This is a genomic window from Streptomyces sp. NPDC051907 (assembly GCF_040681075.1).
Lineage (GTDB): Bacteria > Actinomycetota > Actinomycetes > Streptomycetales > Streptomycetaceae > Streptomyces.
Genome location: NZ_JBFAYB010000010.1, coordinates 55,464 through 78,812 on the forward strand (window position 1 = coordinate 55,464; position 23,349 = coordinate 78,812).

The following is a 23,349-nucleotide window of genomic DNA, read 5'->3' on the forward strand; positions in this document are numbered from 1 at the left end:
GCGGCCTCATGACAGTGTCCCGCACCCGGCGGGTACCGAGGAGGAGTGGGGGCGGCCGCCTTCCGTTCCCCCTGTTCCCCGGTCGGGTCCCCGAAACAATCAGATGTGAATCCACCCTGTGCAGCGTGCTAATCTTCTGCATGTCGCCAAGGGGCCGCACCGAACAGGTGAGGCGCCGAGGAGCACACCCAATGCGCGGGTGGCGGAATAGGCAGACGCGCTGGATTCAGGTTCCAGTGCCCGAAAGGGCGTGGGGGTTCAACTCCCCCCTCGCGCACAGAGAGAAACCGATGAAACGGGTTCTCGCCAGAGACGAAAGTCCTGGTGAGGGCCCGTTTCTCGTTGTCCGGGCGCGAGGCTGCGGCTAGGTGGCCGGGCTCGGGGCGTTCCGGGCAGGCGGCTGCGGCTGGGCGGCGGACTCCGGGCGTTTCGACGTGAATGAACCCACATCGTGCTATCGGTCACGATGCGGGCTCTGATCTTCAGTCGATCTTCAGTCGATCTTCATCCGGCGCCCCTGGCCGTGATCGCCAGACGGTCGGTGCGACGTACCCGATAGAAGTCAGCCTGCCCAGTGGCGCCCGCCCGGCGTCACGCCCCCGAGGAGCCCAGAGCGGCTTCCGTGTCCTGGCCGCCCCACCCCTCTGGGGTGCGCCACAGGACGTGGACCTGGAAGACGTCGCGGACGGTGTCGGCCGCCCAGTCCTCGGCAGGCGGTTCGGACAGGACCAGATAGAGGCAGTCGGCCGAGGCGGCGAGGGTGTGGTTGATCTCGAGGAGACGGGTCGCTCCCGAGCGGAGGTCCGCGTACGTCGAGCGGCCCGCGCCCAGCGCCTCGTAGAGGCACAGGCCGCGCTCCGTGACGCAGCTGACGTCGACGACCGGCGAGTCAGTCGGCTGCAGGTCCGCCCAGAAGAGCTCCGACTTCAGCGCGTGGCGCACCGCCTCGTGCTTCTTGCACGTGCGGTCGGCTGCCGCCGAGGTCTCCAGCGCACGCAGGAAGCCCTCTTTCTTCGTTGTCACGGCCGCCTTCGTCGTCTCGGCGGCTTTCGTCGTCACGGCCGGTGTGGCGGGAGCTTCTTCGACGATGTGCACGGGTTCGACTTCCTTCTGCTCGGGTTGGTGCGCCGCGATGGAGGGCGCGCTCTCGGAGCCTGGGCTCGCGGCGTCGGAGCCTGGGTTCGCGGCGTCGGCCAGGCGGGCGCGGAGTGTCTCTTCTGCGTCGGCCAGGGCGCCGGCCCAGCCGGAGTTCGCCAGCCCGTCCGCCAGGGCGACGGCGTCCAGCGCGTTGTCCTTGAGGGCGCGGCCGGCGCCTGCCGCGAGGTCGCGGAGCACGGCCACGCGGCGCCTGTCCGGGCAGCCGAGCACACGCCGTACGTCCACCCAGTCCGCCTGGTCGCGGCGGAGGACGCGGTTGGCCATGCCCTGGAGCTCGGACAGACGGGTGCGGGAGTCCTCGGGAACGGCGCCGCCGCCGGTCGTCAGCTCGTCGAGCACGCTCAGCGCCGCTCTATAGCGCTCCGCCATCCTGGGCGAGATGGGCCGCCGGCCGCGCTGGTCGGCGGTGAGCACGCTCTGGTTCGTCTCGTTCGCGAAGACCCAGCAGTCCAGCTCGTCGCCCGGACGCGGCGGGGCGGAGCCGTGGCGGACCGTCAAGACCAGCAGGCGGTCGGTGTCGGGGGACAGCGCCTTGACCCGGTAGCGGCCGCCGGGCCCGGGGCCGAGAACCCGGACCCGGATGTCGGCCCCGATCTCGGGGACGTCGCCCGGTTCCGCGTCGGATCCCGTCTCGGCGGAGGGGGGTTCGGCGGTGCCGCCGGGGTCGGTGAGGACCTCCGGGAGCGGGGAGGTGTGCAGCACGGTCAGGCTCTGCGTGCTGCGGGTGAGGGCGATGTAGAGCTGACGCAGGCCGGCCGGGCCGCGGTCGGCGATGGTGGCGGGCTCGACGACCAGGACGTGGTCGTACTCCATGCCCTTGGCCTGGGCGGCGGCGAGGACGGACACCGCTTCGCGGCGCGGTCCGGTGATGTCGGCGCTCTGGTCGAGGTGGCGGCTGATCTCGTCGAGCCACCCGGAGTCGTCGGGAACGATGACGGCCACGGACCGCAGAGTGCGCCCGTCGCTCGTGCCCACCAGCCGGGTCACATGGGCGACGGTGTCGTCCAGGAGCTTCCACGGCTCGGTCGCCTGCGTTCGTACGGCGTTCTCGCCCGCCGCCCGGACGGCCTGCGGGTACGGGAGCGCCGGGGCGACCGTCCGCGCCAGCGGTGCGACGAACTCCATGATCTCCGCCGGCACGCGGTAGCTGGTGCTCAGCTCGGCGACCCGCCAGTCCCCGTCGTCGGACAGGAGCGTGCCGAGCCGGTCCCAGCTGACGTGGGTGTGCGGGCCGGTTGCCTGGGCGAGGTCGCCGAGGATGGTCATGGAGCCGCCGACAGCGCAGCGGCGGCGCAGCGCGCGGGCCTGCATAGGCGTGAGGTCCTGAGCCTCGTCGACGACGATGTGCCCGTAGCGCGGGGGGACCTCCCCGGTGATGAGGAACTGGAGCTCCTCCAGGCAGACGTGGTCGTCGAGGGTCCAGGGGTCGGCGTCGGCGGTGTCGGCCCGGGGGCGGTGCAGAGCCGCCTGCTCTTCCTCGTCGAGGACGCCGTCGGCGCAGGCGCGGAGCAGGTCGGGCGAGTCGTAGAGGCTGCGCAGGGCCTCCCGGGCGCCGGGCGACGGCCAGAAGCGTTCGACGAGCCGCTCGACCCGGCGATTGCGTTCCAGGTCGCGGCGGATCGTGCCGCCCTGCCCGCGGCGGGGCGCTATGGCGGCGAGCTCCTGCAGGAGGCGGTCGACGAACAGACTGCGGAAGCGGTCGCGGCGCTGCCGGTAGGGGCCGTCGCCGCCGCGGGCCTCGTCGAAGAGAGCGAGGACCTCGGACCGCGGAACGCGCAGGGTCGTGCTTCCGGCCGTGATGACGACGGCGGGCTCGTCGCCCTCGAAGGAGGGCGCTGTGGTGAGCTCGTCGAGGGCCTCGGGGCGGCAGTCGTTCTCGACGCGGCGCCGCAGGACCGCTGCCATCCGCTCGTCGGACTTCACCTGCCGTACCCGGGGACTGTCGGCGCCGAGGATCTCGCCGTCCCAGAGACGGGCGAGCTGGACGGCGTTGACGTCGCGGGTGCCGAGAGTGGGCAGGACCTGGCCGACATAGTCGAGGAACCGCTGGTGGGGGCCGATGACGAGGATGTCCTGGGCCTTGAAGTGGTTGTTGTTGACGAGCCAGGTCACGCGGTGCAGACCGACGGCGGACTTGCCGGTGCCCGGGCCGCCCTGGACGACGAGGATGTCGGCAGGGGAGCCGGTGACCAGCTTCATCTGGTCGCGGCGGATCGTCTCGACGATGTCCCGCATACGGCCGCTGCGCGAGCGCTGGAGCTCGCGCAGCAGGAAGTCGTCCGGCTGGAGCGGCTTACGGCGCTGGATGCGGGTGACGTCGCCGGGCGTGGGAGCCGGCTGGCGCTCTCCTCGCTGCGCCGGGACCGCATCCGGCCGCGTCGCGACGGGAGCCTCGGGTCCGGCTGCCCGCCCGGCCTCGTCCGCGGCCGGGCGGGGGTGCGGGATGGTCGCGGGCGCCGGGGTCGCGGGCGACGCGAGGGCGATCTCGTCGAAGTAGCCCTCGACGACCCGCTGCACGCAGTGCAGTCGCCGCCGCAGGACCACCTCCCCCGGCTCCTCGGGCAGCGCCTCGGACCAGAGTCTCGCCCGCGGGCTCGTCCATAACAGGACCACCGGCTCGTTCGCCGCGTCGCGTACGCCCCGGCGGCCGATGTACCAGGGGCGGGGCTCCTCGCTGGGATCCCCCGGCGCGTCGACGCGGGAGAAGACCAGCGCCTCGTCGCCGAGTCCGCCGTACGCCGTGGCCCGTGCCTCCGCGTCGATCCGGTTGGCGATGCCGTCCTTGCCGCTCGCCGACGCGGTGGCGGCCGAGGTCCCGCTCATCTCGGCCAGCCGCGCCGTATAGCAGTCGTATGCGTGATCCACCGCCTTCTGCTCGACGGCGATGGTCTCGTCGCGTGTGGTGGTGCTCATGTGCATCCTCCCTGCGGCGCGCCCGTGGGGCGCCGCTACGGGCCTGCGCCCGTACCCCGCTGAAACAACTATCAGAGACCGGACGGTGACCAACAGTCAGGACGACAGTTCTCGGGCGGGTTCTTGGATCTCCGTTCTCCGGGCGGGGACTTGGGGGAGGATGGCGCGTTTGGCCAGGGGCGCGGGTGGTGGCTTGGACGGGTGCACGGTCCGAGGCTCGGGCGGGTGCTCGGTCGGGCGTGGGGGCGGCCGAGGGCTGCTGCGCGGCATGGGCTCACGGGGGGCCTACGGGCGTTGTTCGCCGGTGGCCCTGGGGCCCGCCTACAGGCCGCTCACGCTCGCCGGAGCGGGCTCCGAGCCGCCCATGTCCAGCCTGAAGGGCGGGTACTCGTCCGTCATGAGGCTCGTGTAGGCGGCGACTCGGATCACCCAGCGGTCGAACCCGACGACCAGGTCGAAGATGTCCTTGGGGTACTTCTCGGTGAAGGCGAGGACGACGGCGGCGATGACCGTCAGCACGGCGATCAGACCGCCGCCCCACCAGCCGGCGCTGGCGCCGCCGGCCAGGAACGCGATCACGATGTAGTGCGGGATCGCCAGCAGCCACCACTTCACCAGGACGAGCCCTCGCGAGAGCCGCTCCGGGTAGGCGATGTCCAGGCGGGCCGGGTAGTCGGGTTCCGGGCCGAGGCTGAAGGGCGGGTAGCGGTCCGTGCCCAGCCCCGCGTAGCCGTAGTAGGAGACGCGCCAAGTCCACCGCAGGACACCGACGTTGAAGTCGAACAGCCCGCGCGGGTAGCGCTCGGTGAACAGGATCGCGAAGAACGCGACGATGCTGACCAGCGTGAAGGCGATGTAGAGGAAGAACAGCACGACATAGTGCGGGATCAGCATCAGCCACTTCACCAGCCATAGCCAGCGCGAAAGCGGTGCTTCCAGCACCGCTTCCACCCTGACGGGCGCGTATGAGGCAGGAGCCGTGCTCATGGCTCTCAACTCCCTCGAGCCGGGAATGCGCGGTCGCGGGTGGGCCGACTCCTACCCGCTCGGGTAGCGCTCGCAGGCGGACGTGCCCTGTGCGGTGCTGCCGTCGGGCCGCAGGGCGGGGGGACTGGGCCGCACCCGCGTGCGCGGTCGGCTCCGCACGCGCGTGCAGGGTGTGCTCGCGGTCAGTGCCGCACCTCCAGTGTGTTCCGGCACGGGAGCGAGCGCATGAGCAGGACGAATCCGCAGGCCGGGCCGGTGGTCTCACCCGTCGGCGGCTCCTGTCGCGAGGCTCAGGCTCAAGGGGTCGACCTTCGTCGCTCCAGGACGAGACGGAAGGAGGGCGAGGAGAGCAGGGCCCGCTGCTTAGGGTGCGGACGTGACAGCGGCGACGAAGAACCTGGCCCACGGGAAGATCTGGAAGATCCGGACCTGGTGGAAGTGGCTGGCGGCCCCCGAACTGTGGTCCCGGCGGCGGATCGCGGGCGAGACGGTCCTCGCACTGGTGCTGGGGCTTATGGCGGCCGGCACCGAGGAGGTGCTGGGCGGCACGGGCGTGCGGCTGTTCGCCGTGGGCGCGGCGGCGGCCGTGCTGTCGATGCTGCGCCGGCGCATGCCCATGACCGTGCTGGCGGTCACGGCCGCGCTGACCCCGCTGCTGGGCGGCTTCGCGCCGCTGACGATGCTCGTGGGCTGGTCGGCGGGCCGCAGGATCGTGGGTGCGGGACGCGCGCTGGCCGCATTCACGGTCGCGTACGCGCTCTTCGTGGCCGGCATGTTCGTAGACAGCTGGCCGGCGCCCGCGCCGATGACCCTGGTGCTGTTCACCACCCTGTACTTCCTGGCGACGAATGTCGTGCCCGGGCTGGCCAGTCGCTACTGGACACAGCGCCGCACCCTGCTGCACACCCTTCAGGAGCGCAACGGCCAACTGCTGCGGGAGCGGGCGATGGTGGCCGGGCAGGCGCGGCTGCGCGAGCGGCAGCGAATAGCCCAGGACATGCACGACAGCCTGGGCCACCAGCTGGCGCTGATCTCCGTGCACACGGGGGCGCTGGAGGTCGACCCCGAGCTGACCGCACGTCAGCGGGAGGCGGTGGGCGTGCTGCGGGACGCGTCCGTGACCGCGATGCACGAGCTGCGCGAGGTCGTCGGCATCCTGCGCGACGGCGTCGAAGCGCCCGCGCCGGCGGACGAGGCGGGGCGCCCCACGCGCGGCGCGGCAGGGATCGAGTCGCTGGTCGAGGCGGCCCGGGCCGCGGGGAACACGGTGGAGCTGCGGAGCACGGGAGGGATCCGGCCGCTCGCCGCCGCCGCCGACCACGCGGCGTACCGCATCGCGCAGGAGGCGCTGACCAACGCCTACAAGCACGCTCCTGGCGCTCCGATCACCGTGGAGCTGAGGTACGAGCCGGACTCGTTCGTCGTCGAGGTCGTCAACGGAGCGATGGCGCCGCTGGGGCCCGGGGAGGTCGTCAGCGGCGGGCAGGGGCTGACCGGGCTGCGCGAACGCGCACGGCTCGTCGGCGGGATGGTGCACGCGGGGCCCGCGGACGGCGGCGGGTTCCGGGTGGCGGGCGTGCTGCCGTACGGAGTCGTGGAGGCGACGCCTCTGGTGGGCGCCGAGGACGACTTCCGGCAGCAGGCGCCCATGGTGGGGCGGGGGATCGACGCTGCGGTCTGGAGCGGACCTGCGGGCGGTGGGCGTGCTTTTGGGCCTGGCGGTCCTGCCGGGCCGGCGGGTCTTGGCGGGCCGAGCGGTTACGCAGGGGCCGGTGGCGCCTACTTCGACTGGACGCTCTCTGAGCGGGAGTTGGCGAGGATCGGCAAGGGCAGAAGCAGGTCCAGCGGGATCGCCAAGGGGTGTGGGGTGGCGGCCGTGGCGTTGCTGGCGCTGGTGGTGGTCGGCGTCTTCGGGCTGCTCTTCCTGATGGGGCTGTTCAGCAAGGGAATGATCGACCCGGGGCAGTACGAGAACATCAAGGTCGGGGCGCCCGAGGACGAGGTGCGCGATCGGCTGCCCAGCGGGGACACCGTGGTGACGACCGGCCTGCATGGGAAGGGGCCGAAGGAGCCGGAAGGGTCTGAGTGCCTCGTGCTGATGTCCTCGGAGGTGGGGGAGAACATCGACACCGAGCCGGTGTTCCGCTTCTGCTTCAAGGACGGCAAGCTGATCGAGAAGCAGTCGTACGAGGTCAGCCGGTAGGCGTGCAGGCGTGGGGGTAGATGTGGCGGGTCCGTCGTCGGGCGCGGGGCAGCAGTTGGGATCCGCGGGTCCGTCGTCGGGCGCGAGGCAGCAGTCAGGATCCGCGGGTCCGTCGATCCGCGTCCTGGTCGCGGATGACGAGCCTCTGATCAGAGCCGGGATCCGCATGATCCTCACCTCCGACCCCGCCATCGAGGTCGTCGCGGAGGCCGCCAACGGGCGCGAGGCGGTCGACCTGGCGCGTGCGCACAGCGCGGATGTGGTCCTGCTCGACATCCAGATGCCGGTGATGGACGGGCTCACGGCGCTTGGCGAGCTGCGCAGAGCCGTGCCGGCGGCCCGGGTGATCGTCCTGACGACCTTCGGCGAGCGGGAGAACGTACTGCGGGCGCTGGAGTACGGCGGCGCGGGGTTCCTGCTCAAGGACACCGCGCCCGCCGAGCTGATCGGGGCGGTACGGGCGGCTGCCGCGGGTGACGCGTACCTCTCGCCCGGCGCCACCCGGCATGTGGTGGATCAGCTGGCCTCGGGGCGTGCCGCAGCGCGCAGTGAGGCTGCCCGGGCGCGGGTGGCTGCGCTGAGCGGGCGGGAGCGGGAGGTCCTGGCTCTGCTCGGCGAGGGCTTGTCCAACGCCGACGCGGGGCGGCGGCTGCATATGAGCGAGGCCACGGTGAAGGCGTACGTGAGCCGGATCCTGGCGAAGCTGGAGTGCGATAACCGGGTGCAGGCGGCACTGCTGGCGCGCGACGCCGGGCTGTAGCGGGTGGCGCACGGCGGGCGGTGTCTGTGCGGGTGTCTGTGCGGTGTCTACGGGCCGCAGGTGTCGTAGGCGATGTTTCACGTGAAACGTGCGCGGGGCGGTCCCCGCGGGCGTTCGGTCATCGGCCTGAGCGTGGCCCGGGGCGCGGGCCTGTCCCTGGCATGGGGCGCGCCGGGAGGCGGCGTGGGGGCTCATGGGGCTCGGCCGGTGGGCAGAGGCGCATCTGGGGGACGCGAGCATGACAAGCGCTGCCGCTGGCGCGGTGACGTGCTGACGTGGGCTGCTGGTGGGGCTTCTGGCCAGGAGTGCGTCGTCCGAGGTCGCTGAGGTCGGCGCGCCGTGCCGAGGTTATCCACAGGGGGAGACGATTGCCGGGCGTCGGCTGTACGGTCGGTGCCAGTTGATGTTGAAGGTGTACGGCGACGGGGGAGTGATCGCGTCATGAGCGAGTCCGAGACGGTACCGCAGCAGTCCGACGGCCCCCGGGGCGGTGGGCGCATTCCCGAGGTGCCCGGCTTCGCGCCGCGCACGACACACGGCGATCCAGACAGCGCGCCCTCCCCCAAGAGGGAGGGGAAGGCGCTGCGGGACCGGATCCCGCGGTCCTCGCACGACTCGCTGGTGCTCGCCGTAGCGCGCCCCGACGCCGTCCAGGCCGTCGAGGAGTCCAGCCGGGGCCGGGTGCCGGAGCTCGCTCCGATACGCGTCGGCCGCATGGCGGCCTCGCCCTTCGCCTTTCTGCGCGGCTCCGCCGGCCTGATGGCGCACGACCTGGTGGGCACGCCGGTCACCGGCGTCAGCGCACAGATCTGCGGCGACGCGCACGCGGCGAACTTCGGGATCTACGGCGACGTCCGCGGCGGTCTCGTCATCGACCTCAACGACTTCGACGAGACCGTCGTCGGCCCGTGGGAGTGGGACCTCAAGCGGCTCGCCGCCTCCCTGGTCCTGGCCGGCCGCGTCGCGGGCGCGGACGAGACCGTCTGCCGCGCCGCCGCCTTCGACGCCGTGGGCTCCTACCGGCGCACCATGCGGCTGCTGTCGAAGCTGCCCTCGATGGACGCGTGGAACGCCATCGCGGACGAGAAGCTCGTCTCCCACACCGACGCGCGGGACCTGGTGGGCACGCTGGAGAAGGTGTCGGCGAAGGCCCGCAACAACACGGGCGCACGGTTCGCCGCCAAGGCCACGGAGGAGTGCGGAGACGGCGGGCGGCGCTTCGTGGACGCTCCGCCGGTGCTGCGGCGGGTGTCCGACGCGGAGGCCGCAGCCGTCGCCACATCGCTCGGCGGGTATCTGAGCACGGTCTCGGAGGACCGGCTGCCGCTGCTCGCGCGGTACACCATCCACGATGTGGCGTTCCGCGTGGTGGGTACCGGCAGCGTCGGGACGCGGTCGTATGTGGTGCTGCTGCTGGACCACCGCGGCGAAGCGCTGGTGCTCCAGGTGAAGGAGGCGCGGGCGTCCGCGCTGCTGCCCTACCTCCAGGCCGCCGGGTTCCCGGAGCCGCAGGCCGAGCACGAGGGCCGGCGGGTCGTCTTCGGCCAGAAGCGGATGCAGGTGATAAGCGACATTCTGCTCGGCTGGACGACGGTCGACGGACGGCCTTTCCAGGTGCGGCAGTTCAGGAACCGCAAGGGCAGCGTGGACCCCGCCGCGCTCACCCCCGACCAGTTCGACGACTACGGACGGATGACCGGCGCCCTGCTGGCCAGGGCGCACGCGCACAGCGCCGACCCCCGGCTGCTCGCCGGGTACTGCGGCAAGAGCGAGGAACTGGACGAGGCGGTGGCCCACTTCGCCGTGGCGTACGCCGACCGGACGGAAGCGGACCACGCGGAGCTGCTCGCAGCGATCAAGAACGGCCGGATCGAGGCTGAGATGGGTGTGTGACGGGCCGCTCGGCCGCGCCCGTACGCTGGACGCGTGAGCCAGGATGCAGCCGGTGGTCCGACCACCCGGAACGACGAAGAGCAGGACCCGCAGGCTCGGCCGGAGGCCCGGCTGGAGAAGGCGGTGTCCGCGGCCGAGCAGGCGCTGATCGAGTTCGAGATCGCGCTGGAGACGTTCCGGGTGGAGGTGGAGAACTTCTCCCGGCTGCACCACCAGAGGCTCGGCCCGATGTACGCGCGCCTGGACGAGCTGGACGCCCAGATCGCCGAGGCCCGGGCCGCCCAGACCGGCGACCCCGAGGACCTGCGCAAGGCGCGGGAGGCGCGGGCCATGGTGATGCCCATGCCCGGCGTCGACGAGTTGTTCAACGACTGGATGGACTCCGACGGCCTGTCCCCCGAGGCCGCCGCGATGCTCAACGAACAGCCCGTGCGGGCGCCCAAGCGGGTGCGGCCCAGCGAAGAGGCGCGCAAGCTCTACCGCGAGCTGGCCCGCAAGGCCCACCCGGACCTCGCGCAGGACGAGACGGAGCGGGCGCGCCGCGAGGAGTTCATCACGCGCGTGAACGCGGCGTACGGACTCGGGGACGCGACGATGCTGCGGGAGCTGGGCGAGGAGTGGGCCGCCGGGCCTGTGCCGCCTGTGTCCCAGCTCAGCGAGAGCGAGGAGCTCTACGCCCGGCTCGAGTGGCTGTCGCGGCGCAAGGAGCTGCTGGCCGCGGTCGCCAAGGAGCTCGAGGAGAGCGCCATCGGCGCGATGCTGAAGATGGCGCCCGACGACCCGGACCGGCTGCTGGAAGAGATCGCCGAACAGCTCCTGGCACAGGTCGCCGAGCGTGAGGCAGAGCTGTCAGGACTGGTGCAGTAGGTTTTCTGAGGTCGCCCACAAAGCGCCGGAAGCCTGCTGAATACCCACGAGAGAAGGCATGACCATGAACTTCGCCCCGCTGCCCTCGGTGGAAGCCGCGGCGGTACCCTCCGACGCTCTCGTGCTGGACGTCCGCGAGATGGACGAGTGGGCGGCCGGGCATGTCGAGGGTGCGCTGCACGTTCCGATGAGCGACTTCGTGGCCCGCTTCGGCGAGGTGACCGAGGCGGTGGCCGAGGGCGGCCGTGCTTATGTGATGTGCCGGGTCGGCGGCCGTTCCGCTCAGGTCACCCAGTACCTGGTGCAGCAGGGCATCGAGGCCGTGAACATCGACGGCGGCATGCTCGCGTGGGAGGGCGCCGGACGCCCGATGGTCACCGACAGCGGCGCAGCGGCCGTCGTCCTGTGACCTCGGCGTACTCGGCGCTCTGACGCCCCGAGCTCTCCAACCGTCGACCTGCCGGAGCGCTCAGCCGAGGGGGTGCGCGGCCAGGAGGTCGCCTAGGGCCTCCTCATGGGCCGCCGCCGGGCCGAGCGAGAGCTCCAGCTGCTTGGCCCAGGCGTGGTAGCGGTGCAGCGGGTAGTCGGTGTCCGCCCCGAACCCGCCGTGCAGATGCTGTGCGGTCTGGACGACCCGTCGTACCCCTTCGGACGCCCAGATCTTCGCGACCGCGACATCCGCCGCCACGGGCAGCGGTCCCCCGACGCCCGCGCCGCCCCGTGGCGGGGAGAGCCGCCACGACGCCTGCCAGAGGGTGGCCTCCATGGCGCGCAGGTCGATATAGCGGTCGGCGGCCTGGACGGCGACGGCCTGGAAGGTCGCCACCGGGTAGCCGAACTGTTCGCGTTTGCCGGTGTACGCGCTGGTCATCGCGAGCACGCCCTCGCCGAGCCCGAGCGCGAGCGCGCAGGTCCCGGTGGCCAGGAGCTGCCGCAGCCACTCCCAGGCGCCGTCGGCGTCGACGATCTCGTGACGTTCGAGCCGTACGGAGTCCAGGGAGACCTCGGCGAAGCGCTCGCCGCTGGTGGAGATCTGCTCGGCGAGTGCGACCCCCTCACGGTCCCGGGGGACCAAGGCGAACACGGCCCGGCCTTCCTCGGTGTGCGCCGGCACCGCGATGCGGTCAGCGGAGTGAGCCCAGGGCACCCCCGTCTGCACGCCGTCGAGCAGCCAGTCCCCCCGGTCGTGGTCTCCGTCGGATCCGGCCCGGCGGGCGGCGACGGCCAGCTCGGCCGGGTCGTGGCCGGTGCGGCCGTTGGCCCCGACGGTGAGCACCAGCTCGCCGCGGCCGACGCGGGGAAGGATCTCGTCGCCCAGCTCCGCACTGCCGTACCGCTCCACGGCCATGGCGACCGCGCTCGTCTCCAGCAGCGGCACCCGGGCCAGCACCTTCGCCGACTCGCGCAGCACCAGACAGAGGGCGATGGGGTCGAGACCGGCCCCGCCGTGCTCGGGGGACACGACCAGACTCAGCAGATCGCTGTCCGCCAGCCTGGCCCACAACGGCCTGTCGAACTCCTGGGCCACCGCGCCCGCGGTGAGCGCGGGGCTCGGCACCGCGTCGGGCGCGACGCCCGAGAAGACCGCCTTCGCGGCCTCGACAGCCGCCTGCTGCTCCTCGGTGAAGGTGAAGTCCACAGCCCTGTCCTCCCACACGCACCGGCATCCGACGGATCTGACGGACCGTCAAGATAGAACAGGTTCTGGAAAAAGAACACAGCGTGGGGAGGGGAAGGGACGGCGGCGGGCCGTGGCGCCGAGGAGGTCTTGGCCTTCGCGGGCGTCAGCGGTCGAAGTCCAGCTCCACTTCCGGTGTGGCCGGGTGCGACTGGCAGGCCAGCACATAGCCCGCTTCGGTCTCCTCCGGCTCCAGCGCGAAGTTGCGCTCCATCCGCACCTCGCCCGAGACCAGGAACGCCCTGCACGTGCCGCAGACCCCGCCCTTGCACGCGTACGGCGCGTCCGAGCGGCTCCTGAGCACCGTCTCCAGCAGCGACTCCCCTTCCTGCACCGGCCACTTGCCCGACCGGCCGTCAAGGGTCGCGGTCAGCGAGGCGTGCGCCGGGGCGGCCGTCGTCGCCGGGCTGGGCGACGGGCTGTCGTCGACATGGAAGATCTCCTGGTGGATGCGGCTCCGGCTGACTCCGAGCCCGCGCAGGGCGTGCTCGGCGCCCTGGACCAGGCCCAGCGGCCCGCACAGATACCAGCCGTCCACATCCGCCACCGGAAGCAACGCCGGCAGCAGTCCCGTCAGCCGCTCCTGGTCCAGCCGTCCGGACGGCAGACCCGCCTGCTGCTCCTCCCGGGAGAGCGCCGTGACCAGCTGAAAACGGTCAGGGAAGCGGTCCTTGAGGTCGGCCACCTCGTCCAGGAACATCGTCGAGGCGGCGGTCCGGTCGCTGCGTATCAGACAGAACCGGGCCTGCGGCTCCCGTGCGAGCAGGGTCGCCGCCATCGACAGCACCGGGGTGATCCCGCTGCCGCCGACGATCGCCACGAAGTACCCGGGGCGAGGCGCGAGGAGGAAGCGGCCCATCGGGGGCATCACCTCGACCGTGTCGCCGACTGCGAGCTCCTTGAGGGCGAACGTCGAGAACTCGCCGCCGTCGACCAGCCGGATGCCCACGCGCAGCACAGGATCGTCGCCGGGGAGGGGAGCCTGGGCGCAGATCGAGTACGTACGGCGGATCTCCTCGCCGTCCACGAGCCGGCGCAGCGCCAGATGCTGGCCGGGGGTGTGGCGGAAGGCCTCGCGCAGCTCGGGCGGCACCTGGAAGGTGACGGCCACCGAGTCGTCCGTGAGCTGTTCGACGCTGCTCACCCGGAGCGGATGGAACATCTACAACTCCTTGAAGTGGTCGAAGGGTTCGCGGCAGGCCACACAGCGGCGCAGTGCCTTGCAGGCGGTGGAGGAGAACCTGCTCAGCAGCTCGGTGTCGGTCGAGCCGCAGTTCGGGCAGCGCACGGAGAGCGTGAGCGGCACCGGACCGTCCGCGGGGTGCGGGCGGGGCGGGGCTATCCCGAACTCGGCGAGCTTGCGTCGCCCTTCAGCGGTGATGTCGTCCGTCGACCAGGCCGGGGAGAGAACCTTGACGACGGAGACGTCCGGTATGCCGTGTGCGTGCAGCGCCTGCTCGATGTCCGAGGTCATGGCCTCGATCGCCGGGCAGCCCGTGTAGGTGGGCGTCAGCTCGACCTCGACCCTGCCGGGTCCGAGCAGCTGCACCCCGCGGACCACGCCGAGCTCTTCCAGCGTCAGGACCGGCAGCTCAGGGTCGGGCACGGAGCCGGCGACCTTGCGCAGCTCCTCTTCGAGCCGGGTCTCCGCCAGCAGGCCGTGGACCTTCGTCGGGTCGGTCGCCTCGGCCTGGTCGGTCACGTCGGTCACCATGACGCCCCCGGGTGGCTGCGGTGCAGATGCTGCATCTCGGCGAGCATCCGCCCGAACGACTCGGTGTGCAGACCCTGCCGGCCGGCTCCCGCCGCCCATCCGCCGGAGTGCGGCCCGGTCGGAACGGTCAGCGTGGCGCGCTCCAGGACAGCGGTGACCGTCGCGAGCCAATTCCTCCGCAGCGCCTCCCAGTCGACGTCCAGGCCCTCGACGGGCTGGAACATCTCGCCGGTGAACCGCCACAGCGCGTCGCACGCCCGCTGCATCCGCTCATGGCTCTCGGCGGTGCCGTCGCCGAGGCGGTCGGTCCAGTGCTCGGCGTGGTCCTGGTGGTACGCGACCTCCTTGACGGCCTTCGCCGCGAGGCCGGCGAACTCGCTGTCCCCGGCCGCCAGCTCGCTGTACAGCAGCCGCTGGTAGACGGAGAAGTAGAGCTGGCGGGCGATCGTGTGCGCGAAGTCGCCGTTCTCCTGCTCGACCAGCTGGAGATTGCGGAAGGCACGCTCCTCGCGCAGATACGCCAGCTCGTCCTCGTCCCCGACGAGGGAGAGCAGCAGACGCGCCTGGCCCAGCAGGTCGAGCGCGATATTGGCGAGGGCGACCTCTTCCTCCAGGACGGGCGCATGGCCCGCCCACTCCCCCAGTCGGTGCGAGAGCACCAGGGCGTCGTCGCCGAGGGCGAGAGCCGCGACGTTCACGGTCGTGGTCACAGGTGCTTCACTCCTTCCGGGATCTCGTAGAAGGTCGGGTGGCGGTAGGGCTTGTCGGCGGACGGCTCGAAGAAGGGGTCCTTCTCGTCGGGCGACGACGCGGTGATCGCGGTCGACGGCACGACCCAGATCGAGACGCCCTCGTTCCGTCGGGTGTAGAGGTCGCGGGCGTTGCGCAGGGCCATCTGCGCGTCCGGGGCGTGCAGGCTGCCCGCGTGGGTGTGGGCCAGCCCGCGGCGCGAGCGCACGAAGACCTCCCACAGCGGCCATTCGGTCGAGCTGCTCATACCGTCGCCTCCCCGGGCTTCGTGTCCTGCTGCGCTGTGGGCTGAGCGCCGTCCTGCGCCCGGTGCTTGGCGGCGTAGGCTCCGGCGGCCTCCCGGACCCAGGCGCCTTCCTCGTGCGCCCGGCGGCGCTGGCTGATCCGCTGCTCGTTGCACGGACCGTTGCCCTTGAGGACCTCGTGGAACTCGGACCAGTCGATCGCGCCGAAGTCGTGGTGGCCCCGCTCTTCGTTCCACCGCAGATCCGGGTCGGGGAGCGTGAGCCCGAGGGCCTCGGCCTGCGGAACGCAGATGTCCACGAAGCGCTGGCGCAGCTCGTCGTTCGAATGCCGCTTGATCTTCCAGGCCATCGACTGCGCCGAGTGCGCCGACTCGTCGTCGGGAGGGCCGAACATCATCAGCGACGGCCACCACCAGCGGTTCACCGCGTCCTGGGCCATCTCGTGCTGAGCGATCGTGCCGAGGGAGAGAGCGTGCAGCAGCTCATACCCCTGGCGCTGGTGGAACGACTCCTCCTTGCAGACCCGGACCATCGCGCGGGCGTACGGGCCGTAGGAGCAGCGGCAGAGCGGCACCTGGTTGGTGATCGCCGCGCCGTCCACGAGCCAGCCGATCGCGCCGACGTCGGCCCAGGTCAGCGTCGGGTAGTTGAAGATCGAGGAGTACTTCTGGCGACCGGTGTGGAGCTTGTCGAGGAGCTCGTCGCGGCTTGCGCCCAGGGTCTCGGCCGCGCTGTACAGGTACAGGCCGTGACCGGCCTCGTCCTGCACCTTGGCCATGAGGATCGCCTTGCGCCGCAGCGAGGGGGCGCGCGTGATCCAGTTCGCCTCGGGCTGCATGCCGATGATCTCGGAGTGGGCGTGCTGCGCCATCTGGCGCACCAGCGAGGCCCTGTACGCGTCGGGCATCCAGTCGCGTGGCTCGATGCGCTCGTCGGCCGCCACAGCGGCGTCGAAGTCCGCCTCGTACGTATCCGTAGTCACTGCCGTCATCCCGGCTCCCTACCGACCGATCGTTCGGTTCATTGACTTCAATGGTGGGTCGAGGGCCCGTAGGGTGTCAACCCTGTGGATAACTGACGTGGACCGATGGGGATCGGGGCGGGATGGACTCCTACGAGGACGAGGACGTCGAAGGCGTCGGGGGCTCGAGCTCCCAGCCGCCGTCCGCAGACGTCCCGCAGCCCCGTGACCAGCACGAATCCCTACCTGAGCGGTCTGCGGACGCGTCGCGGCCCCAGCCTGAGGATCCGCCGTCGGCTCTGGTCCCGCCCTCGCTCCAGCCCCAGAGCTCCCCCCGGAATCCCTCCTTGCCGGCTGCCGCCCCCGCCGTCGGCTCGGCCCCCGAGCCACCCGCCTCCCAGGGCATAGCCGCGCTCTCCCTCCCCTACCAGGTGGTCGCCGCCATCGCCCTCGCGGTCATCGGCGTCGTCGCCGGAATCCACCTGGTCATGGTCTTCCTGCACGTCGCCCCCTCCAACACCGTGACCAAGCAGCACGGCAAGGCGGTCGACGACTGGGTCTACCCCGAGTTCGAGCAGAACTGGAAGCTCTTCGCCCCCAATCCGCTCCAGCAGAACGTCTCCGTGCAGGTCAGGGCCGAGATCACCGACTCGGACAACAGCCGCCAGAGCACCGACTGGATCGATCTCTCCGCCGAGGACGGCAAGGCCATACGCGGCAGCCTCCTCCCCAGCCACGTCCAGCAGAACGAGCTCCGCAGAGCCTGGGACTTCTACCTCGGCTCCCACGACAGCGAGAACCGCCCCACCGGACTGCGCGGCCAGCTCTCCGAGTCGTACATCCGCCGCATCGTGATGCTGCGCCTGGAAGGGCGCGATCTGGGCGGCCCCGTCGAGCGCATCCAGCTCCGCTCCTCGACGCGCTCGGTCAAGGCCCCGGAGTGGAGCGACGAGAAGATCGACACCCGCCCTGCCCTGCGAGTTCTGCCCTGGTGGACGGTGACGGCAGCGGATCTGCCGCTGGACGTTCGCAACGGCCGCACGGAGGCAGGCGAGTGAAGGACACCCTCGACCGCAGGGTCGCCCACGCCGTGCAGCGCATCACCGCGACGGCCCTCGGCCCGTACCAGAGCGCGATCATCCGGATCGGCTTCGCCGGCACCTGGCTGCTCTTCCTGCTCCGCGAGCTGCCCCACCGCCATGAGCTGTACGGCCCCGAGGGGCCGTGGGGCTGGGACATGGCACGCCAGCTGATCGCCGACAACGACGCCTTCACCGTGCTCCTGTGGTCCGACGGCTCGCTCTGGTTCGAGTTCGTCTACGGCGTGTCCGTGCTGTCCAGCGTGCTGCTGATGCTCGGCTGGCACACCCGCGCCATGTCCGCGCTCTTCATGGTCTGCGTGCTGTCGCTGCAGAACCGCTCGATCTTCGTGGGCGACGGCGGCGACAACGTCATCCATCTGATGGCGATCTATCTGGTGTTCACCCGCTGTGCGCAGGTGTGGTCCCTCGACGCCCGCCGGATCGCGCGCTCGGGCGGGCCGGGCGGACCGGTCGGGGCGGGACGGCAGGGCCCGGTCCTGTGGACCGTCCTCGGCCTGCTGCTCCTCATCGGCACCGTCGTGGGCGGGCTGGGCGGCGAGTCGTGGCTCTTCGCCCTGCTCTGGGCGCTGTGGGTCCTCCACGGCGTGTGGTGGGCGGTGAACCGCTACGCGCCGGACAGCGAGCCGCGGCTCCTCCTCGACGTCGTCGCCAACCTCGCCCACAACGGCGCCCTCGTCGTGATCATGGCCGAGGTCTGTGTGATCTACGCGACCGCCGGCTGGTACAAGATCCAGGGCTCGCGCTGGCAGGACGGCACCGCGCTGTACTACCCCCTCAAGCTCGACTACTTCACGCCCTGGCCCGCCGTGTCCGACCTGCTCGCCTCGGGCGGAGTGATGGTGATGGTGCTGACGTACGGCACGGTCGTCGTGCAGGTCGCCTTCCCCTTCACGCTCTTCAACCGGCGGGTCAAGAACGTCCTGCTCGTGGCGATGATGCTGGAGCACGCGGCCATCGCCGTGCTGCTCGGCCTGCCCTTCTTCTCGCTCGCGATGATCGCCGCCGACGCGGTCTTCCTGCCGACCGCCTTCCTGCTCTGGCTCGGCGCGCGGGCGGCCCGGGGGCGTGCCCGGCTGCTCTCCCGGCGCCGGGCGGTCCCGCCGCAGCTGCCGGGGCGCCAGGACGAGCCCCGTACGCTCGTTGGGTGAGCACCACCGAGGAATCCACTCAGTACGACGAGGGCTACGGCTCCGAGATCGGCGTCGGGCCGCACCCGCAGCCGTGGCCGCAGGACGAGCGGTACGACCCCGAGCTGCTGTCCGGGGGCGACCGGCGCAATGTCGTCGACCAGTACCGCTACTGGTCGCGCGAGGCGATCGTCGCCGACCTGGACACCCGGCGGCACGGCTTCCATGTGGCCGTGGAGAACTGGGGCCACGACTTCAACATCGGGTCGGTGGTGCGCACCGCGAACGCCTTCCTCGCGCAGGAGATCCACATCGTGGGCCGGCGGCGCTGGAACCGGCGCGGAGCCATGGTCACCGACCGGTACCAGCATGTGCGGCACCACCCGGACACCGCTTCGCTGACCGAGTGGGCGGCCGCGGAGGATCTGCCGATCATCGGCATCGACAATCTGCCGGGGGCGGTGCCGCTGGAGCGGACCGAGCTGCCGCGCCGGTGTGTGCTGCTCTTCGGGCAGGAAGGCCCTGGGCTCACTGAGGAGGCGCGCAAGCACGCGGCGATGGTGTGCTCGATCGCGCAGTTCGGCTCCACGCGGTCGATCAACGCGGGCGCGGCGGCGGCGATCGCCATGCACGCGTGGGTGCAGCGGCACGCGGACATCCCCGCGCCCTAGGCCTTCGGTATGCGTCTGGGGCCTGTCACGGCGACCGGCCTACGACAGCGACCGGCCCATGTCAGCGACCGGCCCACGTCGGCGACTGACCTGCGACAACGGCGGCCCTGCGACAACCGGTGGACCTACGACAGCGGCGCTGCGTCAGGAAGGCCGCGCCGCTGCCTCCGGCGGGGCACGGCCTTCCGTCTGCCGCGTGCTGCTGTCGCGCCCTGGGGCGTCAGGCCTGGCGGCGGACCTCCACCACCCGGAAGCGGTTCGAGACGAACGCTCCGTCGCACAGGGCGGCGTTCGCCGCCGGGTTGCCGCCCGAGCCGTGGAAGTCGGAGAACGCCGCGGTCTGGTTGACGTACACCCCGCCGGTCAGGTTCAGCGAGAGCTGAGCCGACTCGTCCAGGCAGACCTCCTCGACGGCCTTCTCCGTGTCGGCGGAGGTGGTGTACGCGCCGACCGTCATCGCGCCCTTGTCGCGGACCGTGCGCCGCAGCAGTTCCAGGCCCTCCGTCGTGGAGTCCACGGCGACCGCGAAGGCCACCGGGCCGAAGCACTCGGAGAGGAACGCCGCGTCGGCGTCCGCGCCCTCCCAGAGCTTCCGCGCGCCGTCCAGCTTGACGATCACCGGCGTGCGCACGACCGCGCCCGGGAAGTCCGGGTTGGCGACCTCGCGCGAGGCCAGCGCCACCTCGCCCAGACCGGCGGCCGCCTCCAGGCGGGCCTTCACGTCGGGGTTGACCAGCGCGCCCAGGAGGGCGTTCGCTCGGGCGTCGTCGCCGAGCAGGCCGCTCACCGACGCGGCGAGGTCGGCGACCACCTCGTCGTACGTCTTCGCGCCGGCGTCCGTCGTGATGCCGTCCCTGGGGATGAGCAGGTTCTGCGGGGTGGTGCACATCTGGCCGCTGTACAGCGACAGCGAGAACGCCAGGTTGGAGAGCATGCCCTTGTAGTCGTCCGTGGAGTCCACGACGACGGTGTTGACGCCCGCCTTCTCCGTGTAGACCTGGGCCTGGCGCGCGTTGTCCTCGAGCCAGTCGCCGAAGGCCGTGGAGCCGGTGTAGTCGATGATCTTGATCTCGGGGCGGACCGCCAGGGTCTTGGCGATGCCCTCGCCCGGGCGCTCGACGGCCAGGCAGACCAGGTTCGGGTCGAAGCCGGCCTCGGCGAGGACCTCGCGGGCCACGCGCACGGTGAGCGCCAGCGGGAGCACCGCGCGGGGGTGCGGCTTGACCAGGACCGGGTTGCCGGTGGCCAGGGAGGCGAAGAGCCCGGGGTAGCCGTTCCACGTCGGGAAGGTGTTGCAGCCGATCAGCAGCGAGATGCCGCGTCCGGCGGTGGTGAAGGTCTTCCGCAGCTCCAGGGGGTCGCGCTTGCCCTGGGGCTTGGACCAGTCGGCGGCCGCGGGGGTGCGGGTCTGCTCCGCATACGCGTACGCCACGGCCTCCAGGCCGCGGTCCTGGGCGTGGGGGCCGCCCGCCTGGAAGGCCATCATGAAGGCCTGTCCGCTGGTGTGCATGACCGCGTGCGCGAACTCATGGGTCCGTGCGCTGATGCGGGCGAGGATCTCCAGACAAACCAGGGCGCGCGTCTCCGGGCCGGCCTCGCGCCAGGCGCTCATGCCGGCGCGCATCGCGGGGAGCAGGACGTCCACATCGGGGTGTGGATACTCGATGCCCAACTCCTGGCCGTACGGAGAGACTTCACCGCCTGTCCAGCCGTCTGTGCCCGGCTGGTCCAGCTCGAAGCGGGCGCCGCGCAGGGCCTCGAACGCGGCGAGGCCGTCGGCTGGCGCGCTCTCGCCGTAGGCCTTGGGGTGCTCGGGGTGCGGAGACCAGTACGCGCGAGTGCGGATCGCGTCGAGGGCCTGGTCGAGCGTCGGCCGGTGGGTCTCGGTCAGCTGCATAAAGGACCAACTCCTCGTCGAGCTGGGCAGGGGAGGAATGACAGAGTTAGAGTAACCGAACGATCGGTCGGTACAAGGGGGCCTGTCAATCCTGTGGAAAACTCATCGGGGAGGATCGCACCCATGACCGCCATCGCTCTCAGTCGCACCGTCGCCGTAGTCGGGACCGGCACCATGGGGCAGGGCATCGCCCAGGTCGCCCTTGTCGCGGGCCACCTCGTGCGCCTTTACGACGCCGTTCCCGGGCGCGCCGCCGAGGCCGCGGAAGCCATCGGCGCGCGCCTCGACCGGCTGGTCGAGAAAGGCCGGATCGACGCGGCCGAGCGCGACGCCGCCCGCGCTCGCCTGCATCCGGCCGCCGACCTCGCGGAGCTGGCCGACGCGGCCCTGGTCGTCGAGGCGGTCCTCGAAGACCTCTCCGTCAAGCAGGAGCTGTTCACCGCGCTCGAGGGCGTCGTCTCGGACGACTGCCTCCTGGCCACCAACACCTCCTCGCTCTCGGTGACGGCCATCGCGGCTGCGCTCAGCACGCCCGGCCGCTTCGTCGGCCTGCACTTCTTCAACCCCGCGCCGCTCCTTCCGCTGGTGGAGGTCGTCAGCGGCTTCGCCACGGAGAGCGCGGCCGCCACGCGCGCGTACGACACCGCGAAAGCGTGGGGCAAGACGCCGGTGCGCTGCACCGACACCCCTGGGTTCATCGTCAACCGCATCGCCCGGCCCTTCTACGCGGAGGCGTTCGCGATATACGAGGAGCGCGGCGCGGACCCGGCCACCATCGACGCCGTGCTGCGCGAGTGCGGCGGCTTCAAGATGGGGCCGTTCGAGCTCACCGACCTGATCGGCCAGGACGTCAACGAGGCGGTGACCCGGTCGGTCTGGGAGTCCTTCTTCCAGAGCCCCAAGTTCATTCCTTCGCTCGCCCAGCGGCGACTGGTCGAGTCCGGGCGGCACGGACGCAAGAGCGGCCATGGCTGGTACGCGTACGAGGACGGCGCCGAGCGCCCCGAGCCGCACACCGCGCCGCCCACCCAGCCGCCGGCCAAGGTCACCGTGGAGGGAGACCTCGGGCCCGCCCATGAGCTGCTCGGGATGATCCGCGAGGCGGGCATCGCCGTCCACGAGACCGACGAGGACAAGGGCACCAGGATTCTGCTGCCCAGCGGCGGGCAGCTCGTGCTCGCCGACGGGCAGACCTCGGCGGAGTTCCGCGACGTCGTCTACTTCGACCTGGCGCTGGACTACCGAGCGGCGACGCGGATCGCGCTCTCCGCCTCCGAGGTCACCGGCTGGGAGACGCTCAGGCAGTCGATAGGCCTGTTCCAGGCCCTCGGCAAGAAGGTGAGCGTCGTCGGGGACGTCCCCGGGATGATCGTCGCGCGTACGGTCGCGATGCTCGTGGACCTCGCCGCGGACGCCGTCGCCAAGGGGGTCGCCACGCCCGAGGACATCGACACGGCGATGCGGCTCGGCGTCAACTACCCGCTGGGGCCGGTCGAATGGGGCCGCAAGCTGGGGCGCGCCTGGGCGCATGAACTGCTGGACGAGCTCGACGCGCGCGTGCCCACCGGGCGCTACGCCCCTTCGCTGGGGCTCTACCGCCAGTCGTACGTCCAGATGGAGAAGGACGAGGCGGGCGCATGACCACGGCCAGACGCGACACGTACACGCCCGAGACGCTGCTGACCGTCGCCGTGCGGATCTTCAACGAGCGCGGCTACGACGGCACGTCCATGGAGCACCTCTCCAAGGCCGCCGGTATCTCCAAGTCCTCGATCTACCACCATGTGGCGGGCAAGGAGGAGCTGCTGCGCCGGGCTGTGAGCCGGGCGCTCGACGCGCTGTTCGCGATCCTGGACGAGCCGGGAGCCGTGCGAGGCCGCGCCATCGAGCGGGTCGAGTACGTCACGCGGCGCACCGTCGAGGTGCTGATGGACGAGCTGCCCTATGTGACGCTGCTGCTGCGGGTGCGGGGCAACACCAACACCGAGCGGTGGGCCCTGGAGCGGCGCCGTGAGTTCGACCAGCGGGTCTCCGATCTGCTGAAGGCGGCCGCCGCCGACGGCGATCTGCGGGCGGACATGGACATCCGGCTGGCGACCAGGCTGCTGTTCGGCATGGTGAACTCCCTGGTGGAGTGGTACCGGCCGCACGCGGGCGGCGGATACGACGGCGACCAGGTCGCCGAGGCGGTGGTGCGGCTCGCCTTCGACGGGCTGCGCACGGCCTCCTAGGGCGCGACCGGCGCCTATGGCGGCTCGGCCCCGCCCTCAGGGACGGCGTACGGGTGCTCCTGGGGCTCGTACGGGACCGTCGGCGCCCGCGCAGACTCGCCCGCAGCCGTACCGCCGCGCAGCCCCGTATCCCTTGGCCGTACCGCCCAGCCGTGGCCCGGCCGCGCCGCATGCCTCCCTCGCCCCTCGGG

The 23,349-nt window shown here is 71.6% G+C and carries 19 protein-coding genes and 1 tRNA gene; 11 read left to right on the top strand and 9 right to left on the bottom strand.

Annotated elements, in window-relative coordinates; all coding sequences use genetic code 11:
• Nucleotides 1-193 precede the first annotated feature (193 nt).
• Nucleotides 194-277 (top strand) — tRNA-Leu (locus AB0M39_RS09370).
• Between the two features lie 314 nt (nucleotides 278-591).
• On the opposite strand, the gene AB0M39_RS09375 is transcribed toward AB0M39_RS09370, so the two are convergent.
• Nucleotides 592-4,071, bottom strand: coding sequence for an AAA family ATPase (locus tag AB0M39_RS09375; protein WP_365361910.1), 3,480 nt, complete (start codon nucleotides 4,069-4,071; stop codon nucleotides 592-594).
• Nucleotides 4,072-4,392: 321 nt separating this feature from the next.
• Nucleotides 4,393-5,058, bottom strand: a complete 666-nt coding sequence (locus AB0M39_RS09380) for a DUF4389 domain-containing protein (protein ID WP_365361912.1) — start codon at nucleotides 5,056-5,058, stop codon at nucleotides 4,393-4,395.
• A gap of 514 nt (nucleotides 5,059-5,572) precedes the next feature.
• Between AB0M39_RS09380 and AB0M39_RS09385 the strand changes: the two genes are divergently transcribed.
• From AB0M39_RS09385 to AB0M39_RS09405, 5 genes are all read left to right on the top strand, one after another.
• Nucleotides 5,573-7,261 carry a histidine kinase gene (locus AB0M39_RS09385; RefSeq protein ID WP_365362036.1) on the top strand — a complete coding sequence of 563 codons (1,689 nt, stop codon included), beginning with the start codon at nucleotides 5,573-5,575 and terminating at the stop codon, nucleotides 7,259-7,261.
• A gap of 124 nt (nucleotides 7,262-7,385) precedes the next feature.
• Nucleotides 7,386-8,021 carry a response regulator transcription factor gene (locus AB0M39_RS09390; RefSeq protein WP_365362038.1) on the top strand — a complete coding sequence of 212 codons (636 nt, stop codon included), beginning with the start codon at nucleotides 7,386-7,388 and terminating at the stop codon, nucleotides 8,019-8,021.
• A gap of 441 nt (nucleotides 8,022-8,462) precedes the next feature.
• Nucleotides 8,463-9,914, top strand: coding sequence for a DUF2252 domain-containing protein (locus AB0M39_RS09395; protein ID WP_365361914.1), 1,452 nt, complete (start codon nucleotides 8,463-8,465; stop codon nucleotides 9,912-9,914).
• A 33-nt stretch (nucleotides 9,915-9,947) separates the two neighbouring features.
• The gene (locus tag AB0M39_RS09400; RefSeq protein ID WP_365361916.1) at nucleotides 9,948-10,781 is read left to right on the top strand and encodes a J domain-containing protein; all 834 of its coding nucleotides are present in this window, start codon (nucleotides 9,948-9,950) and stop codon (nucleotides 10,779-10,781) included.
• A 64-nt stretch (nucleotides 10,782-10,845) separates the two neighbouring features.
• Nucleotides 10,846-11,190, top strand: a complete 345-nt coding sequence (locus AB0M39_RS09405) for a rhodanese-like domain-containing protein (RefSeq protein WP_365361918.1) — start codon at nucleotides 10,846-10,848, stop codon at nucleotides 11,188-11,190.
• A gap of 60 nt (nucleotides 11,191-11,250) precedes the next feature.
• Here the strand turns inward: AB0M39_RS09405 and AB0M39_RS09410 are convergent, their stop codons facing one another.
• The 6 genes from AB0M39_RS09410 to paaA form a co-directional block, all read right to left on the bottom strand.
• Nucleotides 11,251-12,420: an acyl-CoA dehydrogenase family protein gene (locus tag AB0M39_RS09410; RefSeq protein WP_365361920.1), complete on the bottom strand. Its 1,170-nt coding sequence runs from the start codon at nucleotides 12,418-12,420 to the stop codon at nucleotides 11,251-11,253.
• Between the two features lie 145 nt (nucleotides 12,421-12,565).
• Nucleotides 12,566-13,621: a 2Fe-2S iron-sulfur cluster-binding protein gene (locus tag AB0M39_RS09415; protein WP_365361922.1), complete on the bottom strand. Its 1,056-nt coding sequence runs from the start codon at nucleotides 13,619-13,621 to the stop codon at nucleotides 12,566-12,568.
• On the bottom strand, nucleotides 13,622-14,116 hold the full coding sequence (gene paaD, locus AB0M39_RS09420; RefSeq protein WP_365362040.1) for a 1,2-phenylacetyl-CoA epoxidase subunit PaaD: 495 nt from the start codon (nucleotides 14,114-14,116) through the stop codon (nucleotides 13,622-13,624).
• A gap of 50 nt (nucleotides 14,117-14,166) precedes the next feature.
• Nucleotides 14,167-14,883 carry a 1,2-phenylacetyl-CoA epoxidase subunit PaaC gene (gene paaC / locus AB0M39_RS09425; RefSeq protein ID WP_365361924.1) on the bottom strand — a complete coding sequence of 239 codons (717 nt, stop codon included), beginning with the start codon at nucleotides 14,881-14,883 and terminating at the stop codon, nucleotides 14,167-14,169.
• Nucleotides 14,880-15,170 (bottom strand): 1,2-phenylacetyl-CoA epoxidase subunit PaaB, encoded by a 291-nt coding sequence (paaB, locus tag AB0M39_RS09430; RefSeq protein ID WP_365361926.1) that lies wholly within the window; start codon nucleotides 15,168-15,170, stop codon nucleotides 14,880-14,882. Before paaB ends, paaC begins: the two co-directional genes overlap by 4 nt.
• Nucleotides 15,167-16,159: a 1,2-phenylacetyl-CoA epoxidase subunit PaaA gene (paaA, locus tag AB0M39_RS09435; RefSeq protein WP_365361928.1), complete on the bottom strand. Its 993-nt coding sequence runs from the start codon at nucleotides 16,157-16,159 to the stop codon at nucleotides 15,167-15,169. The genes paaB and paaA overlap by 4 nt, the downstream gene beginning before the upstream one ends.
• 113 nt (nucleotides 16,160-16,272) lie before the next feature.
• Between paaA and AB0M39_RS09440 the strand changes: the two genes are divergently transcribed.
• Genes AB0M39_RS09440 through AB0M39_RS09450 form a run of 3 tightly spaced genes read left to right on the top strand, consistent with a single transcriptional unit; the run spans nucleotide 16,273 to nucleotide 19,030 of the window.
• Nucleotides 16,273-17,187, top strand: coding sequence for a DUF5819 family protein (locus AB0M39_RS09440; RefSeq protein ID WP_365361930.1), 915 nt, complete (start codon nucleotides 16,273-16,275; stop codon nucleotides 17,185-17,187).
• Complete coding sequence (locus AB0M39_RS09445; RefSeq protein WP_365361932.1) at nucleotides 17,184-18,380, top strand: HTTM domain-containing protein; 1,197 nt, start codon at nucleotides 17,184-17,186, stop codon at nucleotides 18,378-18,380. Before AB0M39_RS09440 ends, AB0M39_RS09445 begins: the two co-directional genes overlap by 4 nt.
• Complete coding sequence (locus tag AB0M39_RS09450; protein ID WP_365361934.1) at nucleotides 18,377-19,030, top strand: TrmH family RNA methyltransferase; 654 nt, start codon at nucleotides 18,377-18,379, stop codon at nucleotides 19,028-19,030. The genes AB0M39_RS09445 and AB0M39_RS09450 overlap by 4 nt, the downstream gene beginning before the upstream one ends.
• A 220-nt stretch (nucleotides 19,031-19,250) precedes the next feature.
• On the opposite strand, the gene paaN is transcribed toward AB0M39_RS09450, so the two are convergent.
• Complete coding sequence (gene paaN, locus AB0M39_RS09455; RefSeq protein WP_365361936.1) at nucleotides 19,251-20,927, bottom strand: phenylacetic acid degradation protein PaaN; 1,677 nt, start codon at nucleotides 20,925-20,927, stop codon at nucleotides 19,251-19,253.
• A 123-nt stretch (nucleotides 20,928-21,050) separates the two neighbouring features.
• On the opposite strand from paaN, the gene AB0M39_RS09460 reads away from it, so the two are divergent.
• Nucleotides 21,051-22,568 carry a 3-hydroxyacyl-CoA dehydrogenase gene (locus AB0M39_RS09460; protein WP_365361939.1) on the top strand — a complete coding sequence of 506 codons (1,518 nt, stop codon included), beginning with the start codon at nucleotides 21,051-21,053 and terminating at the stop codon, nucleotides 22,566-22,568.
• Complete coding sequence (locus AB0M39_RS09465) at nucleotides 22,565-23,158, top strand: TetR/AcrR family transcriptional regulator (protein WP_365361942.1); 594 nt, start codon at nucleotides 22,565-22,567, stop codon at nucleotides 23,156-23,158. Before AB0M39_RS09460 ends, AB0M39_RS09465 begins: the two co-directional genes overlap by 4 nt.
• The last annotated feature ends 191 nt before the right edge of the window (nucleotides 23,159-23,349 follow it).

Coding starts and splice junctions, on each gene's coding strand:
- AB0M39_RS09375 (WP_365361910.1), bottom strand. CDS start 4,071: ATGAGCACCACCACACGCGACGAGACCATCGCCGTCGAGCAGAAGGCG.
- AB0M39_RS09380 (WP_365361912.1), bottom strand. CDS start 5,058: ATGAGCACGGCTCCTGCCTCATACGCGCCCGTCAGGGTGGAAGCGGTG.
- AB0M39_RS09385 (WP_365362036.1), top strand. CDS start 5,573: ATGGCGGCCGGCACCGAGGAGGTGCTGGGCGGCACGGGCGTGCGGCTG.
- AB0M39_RS09395 (WP_365361914.1), top strand. CDS start 8,463: ATGAGCGAGTCCGAGACGGTACCGCAGCAGTCCGACGGCCCCCGGGGC.
- AB0M39_RS09405 (WP_365361918.1), top strand. CDS start 10,846: ATGAACTTCGCCCCGCTGCCCTCGGTGGAAGCCGCGGCGGTACCCTCC.
- AB0M39_RS09415 (WP_365361922.1), bottom strand. CDS start 13,621: ATGTTCCATCCGCTCCGGGTGAGCAGCGTCGAACAGCTCACGGACGAC.
- paaB (WP_365361926.1), bottom strand. CDS start 15,170: ATGAGCAGCTCGACCGAATGGCCGCTGTGGGAGGTCTTCGTGCGCTCG.
- paaA (WP_365361928.1), bottom strand. CDS start 16,159: ATGACGGCAGTGACTACGGATACGTACGAGGCGGACTTCGACGCCGCT.
- AB0M39_RS09440 (WP_365361930.1), top strand. CDS start 16,273: ATGGACTCCTACGAGGACGAGGACGTCGAAGGCGTCGGGGGCTCGAGC.
- paaN (WP_365361936.1), bottom strand. CDS start 20,927: ATGCAGCTGACCGAGACCCACCGGCCGACGCTCGACCAGGCCCTCGAC.
- AB0M39_RS09460 (WP_365361939.1), top strand. CDS start 21,051: ATGACCGCCATCGCTCTCAGTCGCACCGTCGCCGTAGTCGGGACCGGC.
- AB0M39_RS09465 (WP_365361942.1), top strand. CDS start 22,565: ATGACCACGGCCAGACGCGACACGTACACGCCCGAGACGCTGCTGACC.